Annotated in this window: 11 protein-coding genes and 2 pseudogenes; 6 read left to right on the forward strand and 7 right to left on the reverse strand. The window is 74.1% G+C overall.

What is annotated here, in order from left to right; genetic code table 11:
• Positions 1–39 precede the first annotated feature (39 nt).
• The gene (locus GL259_RS37780) at positions 40–195 is read left to right on the forward strand and encodes a hypothetical protein (protein WP_166461412.1); all 156 of its coding nucleotides are present in this window, start codon (positions 40–42) and stop codon (positions 193–195) included.
• Between the two features lie 68 nt (positions 196–263).
• On the opposite strand, the pseudogene GL259_RS29185 reads toward GL259_RS37780, so the two are convergent.
• Positions 264–422: pseudogene (locus GL259_RS29185) on the reverse strand (DDE-type integrase/transposase/recombinase); the annotation flags it as partial.
• A 59-nt stretch (positions 423–481) separates the two neighbouring features.
• Between GL259_RS29185 and GL259_RS38975 the strand changes: the two are divergent.
• The 5 genes and pseudogenes from GL259_RS38975 to GL259_RS29205 all read left to right on the forward strand — a co-directional run bounded on the left by GL259_RS38975 (position 482) and on the right by GL259_RS29205 (position 4,868).
• Positions 482–686 (forward strand): annotated as a pseudogene (locus tag GL259_RS38975) (hypothetical protein).
• 177 nt (positions 687–863) lie between these two features.
• Positions 864–1,823: a glycosyltransferase family 2 protein gene (locus tag GL259_RS29190; RefSeq protein ID WP_159536273.1), complete on the forward strand. Its 960-nt coding sequence runs from the start codon at positions 864–866 to the stop codon at positions 1,821–1,823.
• Positions 1,810–2,223: a GtrA family protein gene (locus tag GL259_RS29195; RefSeq protein WP_159536274.1), complete on the forward strand. Its 414-nt coding sequence runs from the start codon at positions 1,810–1,812 to the stop codon at positions 2,221–2,223. The genes GL259_RS29190 and GL259_RS29195 overlap by 14 nt, the downstream gene beginning before the upstream one ends.
• Positions 2,220–3,476: an NAD(P)/FAD-dependent oxidoreductase gene (locus GL259_RS29200; RefSeq protein WP_159536275.1), complete on the forward strand. Its 1,257-nt coding sequence runs from the start codon at positions 2,220–2,222 to the stop codon at positions 3,474–3,476. Before GL259_RS29195 ends, GL259_RS29200 begins: the two co-directional genes overlap by 4 nt.
• 591 nt (positions 3,477–4,067) lie before the next feature.
• Positions 4,068–4,868 carry a DUF3592 domain-containing protein gene (locus GL259_RS29205; RefSeq protein ID WP_159536276.1) on the forward strand — a complete coding sequence of 267 codons (801 nt, stop codon included), beginning with the start codon at positions 4,068–4,070 and terminating at the stop codon, positions 4,866–4,868.
• Between the two features lie 150 nt (positions 4,869–5,018).
• On the opposite strand, the gene GL259_RS29210 is transcribed toward GL259_RS29205, so the two are convergent.
• The 6 genes from GL259_RS29210 to GL259_RS29235 all read right to left on the reverse strand — a co-directional run bounded on the left by GL259_RS29210 (position 5,019) and on the right by GL259_RS29235 (position 13,648).
• Positions 5,019–6,083, reverse strand: coding sequence for a PP2C family protein-serine/threonine phosphatase (locus GL259_RS29210; RefSeq protein ID WP_159539069.1), 1,065 nt, complete (start codon positions 6,081–6,083; stop codon positions 5,019–5,021).
• A 134-nt stretch (positions 6,084–6,217) separates the two neighbouring features.
• The gene (locus GL259_RS29215) at positions 6,218–7,483 is read right to left on the reverse strand and encodes an extracellular solute-binding protein (RefSeq protein ID WP_159536277.1); all 1,266 of its coding nucleotides are present in this window, start codon (positions 7,481–7,483) and stop codon (positions 6,218–6,220) included.
• Positions 7,480–8,505: a hypothetical protein gene (locus tag GL259_RS29220; protein WP_159536278.1), complete on the reverse strand. Its 1,026-nt coding sequence runs from the start codon at positions 8,503–8,505 to the stop codon at positions 7,480–7,482. Before GL259_RS29220 ends, GL259_RS29215 begins: the two co-directional genes overlap by 4 nt.
• Complete coding sequence (locus tag GL259_RS29225) at positions 8,502–9,902, reverse strand: VWA domain-containing protein (RefSeq protein WP_243762405.1); 1,401 nt, start codon at positions 9,900–9,902, stop codon at positions 8,502–8,504. Before GL259_RS29225 ends, GL259_RS29220 begins: the two co-directional genes overlap by 4 nt.
• Positions 9,903–9,969: 67 nt before the next feature.
• On the reverse strand, positions 9,970–12,279 hold the full coding sequence (locus GL259_RS29230) for a tetratricopeptide repeat protein (protein ID WP_159536279.1): 2,310 nt from the start codon (positions 12,277–12,279) through the stop codon (positions 9,970–9,972).
• Between the two features lie 46 nt (positions 12,280–12,325).
• Entirely contained in the window at positions 12,326–13,648 is a 1,323-nt protein-coding gene (locus GL259_RS29235) for a serine protease (protein ID WP_159536280.1), read from the reverse strand.
• Positions 13,649–14,087 lie beyond the last annotated feature (439 nt).

A 14,087-nucleotide genomic window follows, 5' to 3' on the forward strand; every position in this document is an offset into this window, starting at 1 on the left:
GGTCTGCGCATCCGGTATGCGCAGGTCCAGTCCTTCCGCGTGGACGCGGCGGAATCGGACGGCACCCTGCCGAGACTGGGTGACCTGCAGCTGGACGAAGTGCTTCCGCACCCGTCGGGCATGACCCATGAGATCGCGTTCACGTCCGGCTCGATCTTCGTCGTCGCCGCGGATCTCGTGGCGGCGTGGGAGTGACGGCCGCTTCCTGACGGACGAGGAACCCCCGGAGGAGCCGGCTCCTCCGGGGGTTTCCGAACGGTCGCCTCGCGGTGGGCGGCGCCGTGGGAACGCGGCTTGTCGGTGACGACCACCCGCGGCGACGCACGCGTCTTCGTCAGCGGACGGTGGAAGGAACGCCGGGCGGCGGCCTCGTCCCGCCGGTTCCGCACGAGGACGTCCAGGACGTCGCCGTCGGTGTCGACCACCTCACGGAACGACCTCCCGGCTGCGGGCGCCGGCCCAGGAGCGGTGCGGGGAACTCCTGGCCTGGGCCCGGGAGCAGAGAAACTCCCCGGCGCCGGGCCACCGCGCCAGGAGACCTTCCGGGCGACGGGGACCGCGTCCTGGTCATCACCTGGCGGGACGTGCCGTACGACGCCGGTCTCCCACAACTTTCGGAACTGCGGAGAGAGTTGGTGACGCGGGCGGTGCACCGGTGGCGGTTCGAGTCGGTGGGGCGGGACTGAGGCCGGATCTTCGCGGCTGTTTCGGCGACGGGGCGGCGTGGATTGCGTCAGTGAACAGGCCGCGCTTGCGGTACTCGGCGCTCCCGCACACCGGATGTACCGCCCCGCCAGATGTTCGAATGATGGATGCCGTCGGGTGTTCGCCTCGCGTTCAGTGAGTTTCCCTAGCGTCGCCGCATGTCAGACACACCCGGTCCCGCGGCGCTCATCAGTTACGTGCTGCCGGTGTTCAACGAGCAGGACGGCATCCGGCGCTTCCACGACGAGCTGGTGGCCGCGCTCCGTACCCGCCCCGAGCTCTCGTGCGAGCTGGTGTACGTCAACGACGGCTCGTCCGACGCGTCACTGGAGATCCTCCGCGACCTGGCGAAGAACGATCCGCGGGTGCGCGTGGTCGACCTCGCGCGCAACTTCGGGCACCAGATGGCGATCACGGCCGGACTGGACGAGGCGCGCGGTGACGCGGTGATCGTGATGGACACCGATCTGCAGGACCCGCCGCGGGTGAGCCTCGAGCTCGTCGACGCGTGGCGGGACGGCGCGGAGGTCGTGCACGCGCGGCGCCGGTCCCGGCGGGACACGCTGTTCAAGCGGGTGACGGCGGCCGCCTACTACCGGGTGCTCCGGGCGTGCACGGAGGTCGACATCCCCCTGGACACGGGGGACTTCCGGCTGCTGGACCGGCGGGTCGCCGACGAGCTGCGGCGCTACCGGGAGCGCAGCCGGTTCGTGCGGGGCATCGTCGCCTCGATGGGCTTCGTCCAGACCGAGGTGCACTTCGACCGCGACGAGCGGTTCGCCGGGGAGACCAAGTACCCGCTGCGGAAGATGGCGCGGCTGGCGGTCGACGGGGTGACGGGCTTCTCCACGGTGCCGCTGAAGCTGATCACGCGCCTGGGGTTCGTGGTGCTGGCACTGTCCCTCGCGGGCATCGGGTACGCGCTGGCGATGAAGGCGTTCCGGCCCGACATCACGGTCTCCGGCTGGACCATGCTCATGGTCGTCGTGCTGTTCCTGGGCGGCGTGCAGATGCTGTCGCTCGGGGTGCTCGGTTCCTACATCGGGCGGACGTACAGCGAGGCGCAGGGGCGGCCGCTGTACATCGTCCGGCAGGTGGTCCGCCATGGCGGTGACTGACGCGCCCGCCCGGACCGGGCGGCGCCCCCGGGGCCTTCGGCAGCTGGCCGGCTACACGCTCGTCGGCGGCAGCGGAGTCGCCCTGGACCTGGCCGCGTTCGCGCTCCTCCACAACGTGCTCGGGTGGCACGAGCAGCTCGCCAACGGCGCCTCCACCACCCTGGGCATCACCAACAACTTCGTCCTCAACGCGGTGTTCGTCTTCGGCAGGCGCGACCGGCTGCTGCTTCGCCTGGTGCGCTTCTACGCCGTGGGGACGTGCGGCATCGCGCTCACCTTCGGGCTGCTGTGGCTCTTCGCCGGCCGCCTCGGGATCGACCCGAACCTGGTCAAGGCCGCCTCCCTGCCGCTGGTCCTGGCGGTGCAGTTCGTGCTCAACCGGAAGTGGAGCTTCGCGTGAACCTGGGCATCATCGGCGCCGGCGCCACCGGACTGACCGCCGCCTACGACGCGGTCAAGGCCGGGCACACGGTCACGGTGCTGGAGGCGGCCGACGAGCTGGGCGGCCTGGCCGCCTCGCTGACCGTGCGGGGCACACCGCTGGAACGCTACTACCACCACATCTTCCGCTCCGACCACGCCATGATCGAGCTGATCGAGGAGCTGGGCCTGGGCGCGTCCCTGCGCTTCCACCGGCCCACCACCGGCATCTACCGCGCCGGCCGGCTGCGCCCGTTCAGCACCCCGGCGCAGATGCTGCGCTTCCTGCCCCCGCTGCCGGCGCTGCGCTTCGCGGTCTCCTCCGCCGCGCTGAAGGCCGTGCGCAGGGGCGAGCGCTTCAACGACCGCACGGCGCTGGGCTGGCTGCGCCGCTGGGCCGGGCGGCGGGCCACGCAGGAGATCTGGGAGCCGCTGCTGCGCGGCAAGTTCGGGGAGCGTGCCGAGGAGGTGTCCATGGCCTGGCTGTGGGCCCGGGTGCACTGCCGCACCTTCGAACTGGGCTATGTGCACGGCGGGTTCGAGAAGGTGTACGCGGCGCTCGCGGACGCGGTCGCCGGGCGCGGCGGGAAGATCGAGTTCGGCAAGCGGCTGGAGCGGATCCGCCAGGAGGGCGACACGGTCACGGTGGAGACCGGGGACGGGGCCTCGTACGGCTTCGACCACCTGGTCGTCACCACCCCGCAGCCCGTCTTCGCCCGGGCCGCGGGGCTGCCCGCCGACGACCTGGTGTGGCGCAACCAGTACCTCGGCGCCACCTGCTTCGTGCTGGAGCTGGACCGCAGCCTCATCCCGTACTACTGGCTCAACGTCAACGACACCGACTTCCCGTTCCTCGCCGTCGTCGAGCACACCCGGATGGTGGACCCGGCGGAGTACGGCGGCAAGCACGTCGTGTACGTCGGGAACTACGTGCCGCGCGACGACTGGCGCTTCACCTCCGACCCGGAGGACCTGCTGGAGGCGTACGTCCCCTGGCTGCGGCGGCTGAACCCGGACTTCGACCGCTCCTGGATCACCGGGTCGCACTTCTCCCGCGCCCCCTTCGCGCAGCCCGTCGTCACCCCGGAGTACCGGGCGCTGATCCCGCCGCACGAGACGGCGATGAGCCGGGTCACGCTGGCCACCATGGCGCAGGTCTACCCGCAGGACCGGGGGCAGAACTACGCGGTGGCGATGGCGCACCGGGTCACGGAGCTGATCGGCGCGCGATGAGTCCCGGCGCGACGACGGCCACCGTCCCGTCCCGGGCGGTGGCCGTCGTCGCGCCGGCCCACCGGTCCGCGGTCACCGCAGCCGGCCCGCCGCGAGCCGCGTCACGGGCGCCGCAGCGTCTGGGGGGTGGTGGAGTACAGCGGCGCGAGGACGGCGGCCGCGGCGCTGACCGCCAGGAACCACAGGGGCGCCCGCCCCCGCACCCCGTACCACCGCCGGCCCCCACACCGCGGCGGCGTGGTACGCGAACCAGTTGCCCTGCACCACCACCGCGCCCAGGCCCACGGCGGCCGTCGCCGCGGCGAGCAGCGCCCACCGCGCACGCCGCCGGTCGTCCTGGCAGGCGGGCAGCAGGAGCAGCACGGGACTGAGGACGGCCCGGTCCGCGAGGAAGCCGGCCGACCGGGCGACGGCTGCCGGGCCGGTGGGCCCGCACGCCGGCCGGGCGGACGGGACGGCCCCGTACGCACCGGTGGGGAAGGCCGGCCGATGACAGCGGAGGGCCGGCGCCCCTAGAATCCGCCGGGATCGATCGGACGGGGGCGGGGCGATGGGCGAGCACGGCACGGAGAGCACCGGCCGGGGGGCGAGATGACGACGCCGCACCTCGTCCTGCGAGGCGGCGGCGTGGTGGCACGGCTGGTGCACGACGGGCTGCTGCTGGAGCGGGCGGGCGAGGAGGTGGCCATACCGTTCGCGGCGGTCGAACGGGTCACGGTGGACGGGCGGCGTGCCGCGATCGAACTGACCGCGCCGGACGGCACCGCGCCGCACGTCCACTGCGTCGAGGACGGGAGCGCGGCCGCGGTCGCCGCGTTCGCCGACGCCGTCAACCGTCTGCTGCCGCGGCGGGCGCGGGACGAGCCGCGCGCCGACGGCTCCACGCTCGTCGGCGTGCGCCCCCTGGCGGTCCGTGAACGGCGGATGACCGCGGGGGACGCGGCCCTGATCGTCCCGCTCCTGGCGGCCGGGGCCCTGACGGTGGCCGTGGGCGTGGCCGGGGGAGCGCGCTACTCGGCGATGCTGGTGCCCGCGTTCGTCGGCATCCTCATCGGCTGGCTGACCTCCTACCTGCCGGGCAGGAGCCTGTACCGGTCGTGGCGGCTGCGGAAGCACGGCGTCACGGTGGTCGCGCAGTTCTCGCACGACGTCGACCGGATGAGGGCGTACCGCTACACGGACACCAGCGGGGAGAGCCACGTGTGCACCACCACCGGCCACGGACGGCGGATCGAGGTCATGTACGACCCGGGGGACCCCTCACGGGCCGTGGTCCGCGAGTCCCCCGCGGCACGCGGCACGACAGCCGTCCTGGGGCTCGTGGGGCTCGCCACCCTCGGCGGCACCCTCTGGTACGCGTACCTGGTGGTCAGCGACGCGTTCGCCGGCTGAAGCCCGGCGCACGAGCACCGGCCTCCGGCGGCGGACGTGGGGCCGGAGAGCGGCTCCGGCGTCCGAAGAGGTTCCGGGACGGGCGGCCGGCTGCGGCGTCGTGCTTCGGAGGGGCCGGCCCCGCCGCGGGGTGCGGACCGGCCGAGCCGGTCACGGCCGGGACGCGGGCGCGCGCCCGATCGCGATCATGGCGGCGTCGTCGCCCATGTGCCCGCCGACGTGGTCCAGCAGATCACGCCGGAGGCGGTGCAGGAAGGCGGCGGGGTCGTCCTCGGTCCAGCCGTCGATGCGCTCGGCGAGCGGATAGAAGGCGCCGGCGGAGTCGCGGGCCTCGGTGATCCCGTCCGTGTAGAGCAGCAGGAGGTCTCCCGCCTCGAACCCGAAGCTGTCCACGTGGTAGCGGGGGCGAGCCAGATCGCCCAGGCCCAGCGGAGGCGCGGCCTGGTAGGCGTTGATCACCCTGGCACGGCCGCCGCGCACGAGGATCGGGGGCGGGTGCCCGCAGTCGATCATGTCGACCCGGTCGTCGTCGTCGGGGATGTCCAGGACGGTGGCGGTGATGAAGGTCTCCCCGGACCGGTCCGTCTCACCGGGTTCGGCCAGGTCCCAGCACACGCTCCCGTCGAGGTAGGTCACGAGTTCCACCAGGTCCGCCTGGCGGTGGGCGGCGCCCCGGAACGCGCCGAGCAGCAGGGCGGCGTCACCGACGGCGGTCATGCCCTTGCCCCGCACGTCACCCACGATCAGCCGGGTGCCGTGCCCCGTGCGCGCGATCGCGTACAGGTCACCGCCGATCTGGGCCTCGGCCTCGGCGGCGAGGTAGAGGGAGGCGACTCGCAGCGGCCCGATCCGGTGGGGCAGTGGTCGGAGAACCACGCGCTGCGCCGTCTCGGAGACGTATCTCACCTGCGACAGTTCCCTGGCGTGGCGCTCCCGGACGACGCAGAAGACCACGAGGCTCGCACCGACCAGGACCAGGGCGGCGATCTGCGCCTGGTGGTTCGCCGAGAACAACTCGTCCCGGTCGCGCAGTACCGCGATGAGCGCCTGAGCCGCCACCGCGAGGGCGGCGACCAGTCCCGTCAGCCGGGGACCGGCGAACGACGCGGTGATCGCCGGGGCCGCCACCAGCAGGGGACCCAGGTGGATGTGGGGCGGCGCGAGCACGTCGATCAGGACCACCACCACGATCAGCGCGATCGGGACGCAGACCATCACGCGGCTCACTCGCGCCGACCGGTCAGGATCCGAGGAACGCTGCGGCACACCTTCTCTCTACACCTGCCGCGCCCGGCGCGCACCAGATGAGCGAGGCCGCCGCCGGAGCGCGGCGGGCACCGCCACCCCGCTCACCGCGTACTGCACACCCTCTTCGGGGCCGCCCTGCTGTCGGCGCCCTGCGCGGACCGGGCGTCCTGCACCCTCTGCACGTCCCCGAGGAGGCCCGGGATGTCGGGGTCCTGACCGGCGGCGGCCCTCGCGATGGTCAGCAGGACGGCCTCGTAGAAGGCGTCCCGCACGGCGGGCGCCATGACGTCCGAGGCGTCCAGGCAGCGGGGCCCCTCACCGAGCCGTCGTGCGATCCCGCGTTCGACCGCACCGCCCTGCGGCTTCACCCGGCGGTTCGCCGAGAAGACGTCCGCCAGATCGGCCCACTTCCGCTGCCCCTCCTCGGAGGCCAGCCGGCGGATCAGCGCACGGGCCTGGGGACGGTCGCTGAACAGCGCCGCGAAGTCGCCGGTCACCTCGTGGGCCCGCACCCGGCCGCCTCCGGGCAGGAGCGGAGCGGAGTCCACCAGGCGCGCGTGCCCCGCGTCGTCCTTGTAGAAGGAGGGCGCGAAGGACCCCTGGTGCTCCAGGGTGCACCCGCCCCAGCCCTCGAACAGCAGCCCGTTGCCGTCCGGGGCGCCGCGGTGGTCGGTGAGCAGGGCGTGCTCGGCCGCGTCCCTGTCCTGGCGGAGCAGACCGGCCCACGCCTCCCAGGCGGTGCGCACCGGATCGCTGCGCCACCACTTCGTCCCGCCCGTGCCCAGGGCCCACTTCTCGTAGACGTCCGGGCCCTCCCGCTGCAGCACGAGGTCCTCGATCCAGTCGGTCCCGGGCCAGCCGGAGGCGCCGTCGTCCCCCATGCCGACGCACCAGCTCCTCATCGGGGCCGGTGCGCCGGCCGGCGGGTGGCCCCGGCGGTACCAGACGATGCTCTTCAGGTCCGCCTTGACCGGCACCCAGTAGACGTGCTCGGAGGGCGAGCCGGTCGGTTTCCAGGGCGCGCCGTACTCCCGCGGGTCGTAGAGACCGTTCAGCGGCTCGAGGAGGTTCTGGTCGGCGTACTCGGCGAGCTCGCCGATGCCCGGCATGATCACGATGTCCGGGGGCTCCCCCGACTGCACCTTGGAGAGCAGCACCTCCCGCTGGGCGGCGGTGCCCTGGTAGCGGAAGGGGATGCCGAAGCCCCGCAGCACGGTCTCGAACCGCTCCGCCTGCCCGGCCGTCCACGTCCCGAGGATGGTCACCGGCTCCTCGTCGTCGTGCTGCGCCCAGACCACCACCATGCCCCCGGCGGTGATCAGCAGCATGACCACGACGAAGACCAGCACGTTGAACCGCCGGGTCACCGTCGCCTCCAGTAGTCGTTGTCGAGCCGGAGACCGAGCCCCAGCGCGGGCAGGACGATGGCCAGCAGGCTGCCGACGAGAGCGCCCCGGTACACCGTGTCGGTCCAGGCGCCCTCGGCCGTCTTGTGCCGGACGTCCTCCGACTCCTCCGTGACGCGCTGCTGCGCCTCGGCCAGCCCCGGGCCGCCGCCCTGCCGGGACACCTCGGTGATCAGCCGCAGGTCCTTGAGCGCCCCGCCGAGATCGTCCTCGGTGGAGTACGCCGTCGTCAGCGGGACCACCGCGAGCAGCACGGTGAGGACGAAGGCCGCGAGCAACCACGGATTCCAGTCGCGGCCGCAGCGGTCGCGCAGCACGAACAGCGCCGAGAGCAGGGTCAGCGCCACCGCGGCCAGGGCGAGCTCGGCGACCCACCACCCGCCGCGCTGCCACCGCCCCATGGTGGCTGTCGCCTCGGCGTGCTCCATCTGCACCCGCTGCAGCGCGTCCAGGCGGGGCGCGAGGCCCACCGTCTCGCGGGTGAGCAGCGACTTCGCCTCCTGGAGCTTCTGCTCCCGCATGAGGGGCTGGTCCCGGTAGAGGGACGTGGCGAGGCCGAGCGAGTTGCTGTAGGTGGCGAGCAGGCCCTTGACCGTGCCGAGGTCCTGGTCCGTGCGGTCGGCGATCCGGGACAGGCCCTGGTCGGCGGCCGAGAGCTGGGAGCGGTAGGTCTCGCCCGAGCCCGTGACGCCGATGAGGTTCATGTTCACCAGGGCGTGGGCCTCCTGGCCGGCCCGCAGGGCCGCGAGCCGGGTGGCGGCGAGCCCCTGCACGGCCGGAGCCTCCCGGGACGCGAGGGCTTCGGCGCCGCGCTGGGCCTGCCGGCAGGAGAGGAACAGGGCGGTGGACGCCACGGCCGTGAGCACGAGCAGGACCAGCAGGTGCGCCTCCAGCAGCCGGCGGGTCCGCCAGGGGCTCAGGCACCCGCGCCAGAAGGCGGCCGGGGACCAGCGGCGCCGGTAGGCGGCGCGTCGGGTCGTCACAGCAGCTTCTCCCCGCACGCGATGCAGTAACGGGCCTCGCTCCCGGCCGGCGCGCCGCAGCCGCCGCAGCGCGGACCCGGCCGCGCGCCGACGGCCTCGGCCGGGGGGCCGCCGGGACGGGACCCGGCGCGCAGGATCATCGGGCCGAGGGTGTGGGCGTCGACGCTGCGCAGCCGGACCCGCCCGGCGGCCGCGTCCTCGATGTGGGCGACCGCGCGGATCTCCTCCAGCACCCAGTCCGTGCCGAACTGCACCGCCAGCCGGGCGGCCAGCCCCAGGTGGTACTCGGCGACGTCCCGCCGGTGTTCCCGCAGAGCGACGAGTCCCCGGCGAAGAGCGCTGCGCATCGTGCCGGTGGCGGTGAGGTCACGCACGCTGTCGCCGCCCGTCCGGGCCCGGGGCGGGGACTGCCCGGGCAGGTGCCAGCGGGCGAGGACGGGCGCGTGGACATCGCCGACGGAGACCGTGGCGAACTGCAGCTCGGTCTCCAGCGGGTCGGCGTCGGAGTCGGCGACCAGGGTGAGCAGGTAGTCGCGTCTGCCCTGCTCCCACTGGTAGGTCGGGAAGCTCCAGCAGTGCGGCCGGCCGGGCCGGGGCAGCCCGCCGAGGCGGCGCGGCCGGGGCGCCTTCTCGCTGAGCGAGACCTGGCGCACGGAGGGCCGCACGGTCACTTCGATCGGCAGCTGGGGGGTGTGCACCCGGCGCAGCCGCTGGATGGCGGCGGTGATCGCGTGGCCGAGTCCCTCGTCCACGAACTCGGCCGTGCCGTGCAGCCGTTCGGCGAGGGCCAGCAGGGGGTCGGGAGCCCAGTTCGTGCCCACGGCGAACACGTCGCAGGTGAACTGCCCCGCGCAGGCGTCCAGTTCCTCCTCGAGGCGGGTCTCGCCGCCGGAGCTGCTGCCGTCGGTGATCAGCACCAGATGGCGCACGGACACCGGACGGCCGGCGAGCAGGGCGCGCGATCCGGCCACCCAGGCGGCGTACCCGGCGGGACGCGGCCCCTCCCGGTGCAGCGGGAGCGAACCCGCGACGAAGGCGGCCCGGCGCCTCTCGTCCCGGTCGGCGACGGCCCACTCGTCGGCGCCCCGCGGATAGCACCGGACCGGCTCGGGGCCGCTGCCGAGCACGGCGAAGGAGATGCGGTCGGGCAGCGCGCGCAGCGCCGTCGGCAGGGCGTGCCGGACGGCCGCCCGGTTGGGTTCCGCGACGTCCACCGCGATGATCACGGCGAGCTGGACCGCCGGCAGCTCGGTGGGAGCGCCGTCGGCGGCCACGTCGACCCGCAGATGGGCCTCGATCTTCGCGCTGCGGTGCGGGCGCAGATCGCCGACGGGGTCGACGTGCAGTCGGATGCCCGGCTGCGGCGGCCGGGTGTGGCTGCTCATGTCGTGGGTCACCGCTCCTCTCCTTCGTCGCCGGGCACACCGGGTGCCGGGTGCCGGTCCGGTCCGTCGTGCCGTGCGGTCAGAACACGGTCTGGGGCCGTACCGCGTGCATGAGGTCCACGAGGTGCTCGTGGGCGGCGGCCGACTCCCGATGGCGTTCCGCCAGCCGCCGGTAGTGCGACTCCACCTGCCGGCGCAACGCGCGCTCCGGCGCGCTCAGGCGCCTCAGGGCGCGGGCGTCGAGCCGCCCGGCCCCCCTTCCCGGGGAGCCGGGACGGTCGCTGAGGCTGTACACCGCGTCCAGTTTCCATTCGTGGAACTCGGTGCTCAGGCGCAGCGCCTCGTCCTCGGACAGGCTCGGCTCCCCGGCGCCCGGCCTCCGGCCCACGAGGCCGTGCAGTTCGGCCAGCGCCGCGTCGACCTCGGCGGGCAGGGGCAGCGGATCACCGTCTCCGGGCAGCCGGGCCGCACGGATGCGCAGGGAGGCGATCCGGGCGACGGTGTGGTCCAGCGTGCCCTGCCGGACCCGGCCGAGCACGTCGATGGCCGCCCGGCGGTCGTGCGCGCGCAGCGCGAGCCTGGCCAGGCCGAGGGCGGCGCCGCCGTGCGCGGGGTTGCGGGCGAACACCGCCTCGTACAGTTCCCTGGCCGACGGCTCGGCCGGGTCGTCGTCGAGCCGCTCCGCGCAGTAGGCGAGGGCCAGCTTGGGCGCGTACTCACCGGGCAGTTCGAGGTGGACCTGCGTGAAGTGGGCCCTGGCCCCGGCGACCTGCCGCGGGTCGTCGTCGAGGTCGGCGCTGCGCAGCGCGAGCAGCGCGCGGTGCCACTCCAGCCGCCACCGGCGCACGGCGGACGGCCCGGGGATGGAGTCGGCCGTGTCGAGCTCCTCCTGGGCCCGCCGCAGGTCCCTGTGGGTGTTCCGGCCCAGCAGGACGCGCACGTTGTGCAGGCAGATCTCCACCGAGCGCGGCTTGTCGTCCTCCTGGCGGAGGAGCTGGCCCGGGTCGTAGCCGCTGCTCACCGCGAACCGCACGGCCTGCGGATCGCCCGGATAGGGCCTCGGCACCGGCAGACAGCCGGCGATCTCGCCGGGCGTGGGGGCGCCGAGGTCGAGGGGCGGCGCCACGGGCGGCGCGTACCGGTCGCGGCGGGGGCGGTCCAGCCAGTGCTCGATGCCCGGCACCGTGCCGAGCCGGGCGCCGAGCAGCTGGGCGGACGGCCGGAAGTAGTCGGACGGCTCGGGCGGGTCGCTCTTGCCGCGCAGCGCACGGATCTCCCGCAGGGCGCCGCGCAGCTGGCCGACCATCTCGCGGGCGTCGGCGAAGCGGCGGCCCGGATCGGTCCGTACGGCGCGGTCGACGACCCGCTGGAAGGAGGCGGTGCCGAGGCCGGGCACCTCGGTGACGGCCCAGCGGGCGAGTTCCCGCAGGGTGACGCCGACGGTGTGCAGGTCGTGGGCGACGGTCGGCGCGGCCGACGTCCCGGTCTCGGGCGCCATGTAGTCGGGCGTGACGTGGGCGGGCGGCTGGGTCTGGCCCTGCTCGCGCATGCCGCCGAGGTCGATGACCTTGACGCCGTCCCTGTGGTGCACGACGTTCGAGGGCTTCATGTCGCCGTACACGAACACCCGGTCGCCGTCGGCGTGCAGGTGGACGAAGGCTTCGAGGATCTGGCAGCCGTACGCCGCGACGTGCTCGATGTCGAGGACGGACTCACCGCGCCGGACCTCCTCGACGACCTTCGCGAGGGTGCCGTCACCGACGTCGTCCATGACGATGTAGCCGCCGGTGACCTGCCCGGTGCCGTCCCTCCGCGCGACGAAGTCGCGGATCTGGACGATGCGGGGATGGCGGATGGCGACGAGGTTGCGGCGTTCGACGTCGGCGAGCCGGGCGCCGTCGTGCTCGTACCGGTTGAGCAGTCCCTTGACGGCGACGACGTCACCGAGGTGGGTGTCCTCGGCGAGGTAGACCCAGCCCTGGCCGCCGTGCGCGATGGGCCCCATGATCCTGTACTGGTCGCGCAGCATGTCGCCCTCGGAGAGCTCGGGCTGGTACGAGTAGCGCTCGCCGCAGACCGGGCAGAATCCCTTGATCGGCACCGGGCCCTCGGTGTAGGGCGGGACGAAGGCGATGCCGCAGTCGGCGGACGAGCAGACCATGTTGATGCGCAGCGGCGCCTCGGGGCGGACGAGGCGTTCCCCGGCGGGACGTGGCTCTCGCTCGGGGAGCGCGAGGAGCTCGCGAGGGCCGAGTTCCCGCGGGTCATCGGGCAGGGCGGGCAGCCCGGGGCCGTCCTGCGCGCGGCCGCACGCGGCGCAGTGGCCGGTGGGCAGCACGGTGCCGCCGCAGGGGGCACCGGTGAAGCGCCGGTGCGGACAGGTCGTCATCCTCCCGTGGTCCTCCTTCCCCGCCCGGGCCGGGCGGAGCACCGCATCACCGGTCTCCGTGGTGGCTCAGGTCGGCGCGCAGGGCCTTGATCAGCGCGCGCAGCCGGGCGAGTTGCTGCTGCGGGTCCCGCACGTCGTCGAGCAGGCGGCGCGCGGCCCGGTGCCGGTCGGCCGTCTCGGTCACGGAGCCGAGGGAGGCGCTGTCGACGACGTCGCGGCGGATCGCCCGGCTGAACTCGGCGCGCTGCAGGCGGTCGAGCAGCGTGTCCGCGTGGTGGAGGAGCGCGGGCCGCAGGAGCCGGTCGCGGGACGCGGCCCAGCCGGAGCCGCCCTCGTGGCGGAAGACGAGCAGCAGCCGGAAGCCGAGCACCCGTAACCGGGCCAGGACGTCGATCAGCGGACCCGGATGGGGCTCCTCGTCGAGACCGTCGACGAGGACCGTGGCCGGCCGGCCGGTCACATGGCCGGCCGGCCGCGCGGGCCGGGGCTTGGCACCGCGCAGCCAGTCCCAGTAGGCCAGGTACTCGCCGGGCGTGAAGGTGATCCGGTCCAGCGCGTGGTCGATGAGGTCCGGCCTGCTGGCGCCACCGCGGTGGACGACGTGGGCGCGGTGCGTCAGATGGCGCAGCGAGCGGTCCCTGCCGCTGCCCGGAGGCACCACGGTGATCTTCACCGGGTCCTCGTCGGGGTCGTCGAACCACCGGGTCAACCGCTCCTCGAAGCCGCGGTCCCAGGCCCCCGGACTGACCAACTCCTTGATGACCGGTGAGAGTTCGGCGATGCGGTCGACGGGGATCAGATACGAGAAGGACAGCCGGTTGTCCTCGGGCAGCGGTTCGCCCAGGTCACCGCGCCAGCTGACGACGAGACCGACCACACGGGCGGGAGAACCCTCCCGGGGCCGGGTGCACACCGCGGCGCCGCTGAAGCCGGAGCGCACCACCTCCGCCCTGGTGACGGCGTCGAGCTGCACCCGCTCACCGCTGGCGCCGCCGATGCGCCCCCACAGGCTCATGCCGTCGTCGAAGCCCTCCGCGTAACCGGTCGCGTACACCTCCATCCCGCCCCACAGCCCGGGTTCCAGCGGGGCGCGGCGCGCCTGCGGGCGGGGGCTGTCCAGGCGCAGCACGGCGACGTCCTCGCCGTCGGCGCCCTCCGGCAGCCAGCCGCCGGGCATGACGCGTGCCGAGACCGGTGCGAGCGCGCTGTTCTCGGCGAACTCCAGCCACATGACGGCGTCCGGGTGGCGCACCACGTGCGCACAGGTCAGCGCCGTGTACTGGTCGACGAGCACACCGGCGCCGCAAATGGGGCCGTGCGCGTTCTCGCGCCGCAGCCTGAGCCTCCAGTCCGCACGCAGTTCCCCCATGCCGTCTCACACTACGTGCAAAGCACGGTGCGTCCCTAGACCCGTGAGCAGGGTTGACCGGTCGGTCGACGGAAGGCGTCGGTGTGCTGCCCTGAGGGACGGGGGACCGGCCGGTCCCGCGGAGGCCGGCGGTGCGGACCCGGGCCGAAGGAACGCGGGGCGACCGGCGGTTCACCGGGAAGCAGACCGGCCCGGAGTTCCCGGTGCGGTTCCACCGGGCCGACGAGGGCGGGGCGGGGCCGCGCCCAGATGTGGCCGAGGCGCGTCCGGGCGGCCCGGTGAGCCATGACTTCACGCGCACCGTGTCGAGGTCGCCCTCGGGCCCTTTCCCCGCCCCGACGGCCGTCACCAGGAGGTGAGCCGTGAGGACACCGCTGCTCGCCACCGGACGGGACCGCACGACGGCTCATCTCCTACGAGGCCAGTGACCCGATCCGGG

Origin of the sequence: Streptomyces sp. Tu 3180 (genome assembly GCF_009852415.1) — a bacterium.
Lineage (GTDB): Bacteria > Actinomycetota > Actinomycetes > Streptomycetales > Streptomycetaceae > Streptomyces.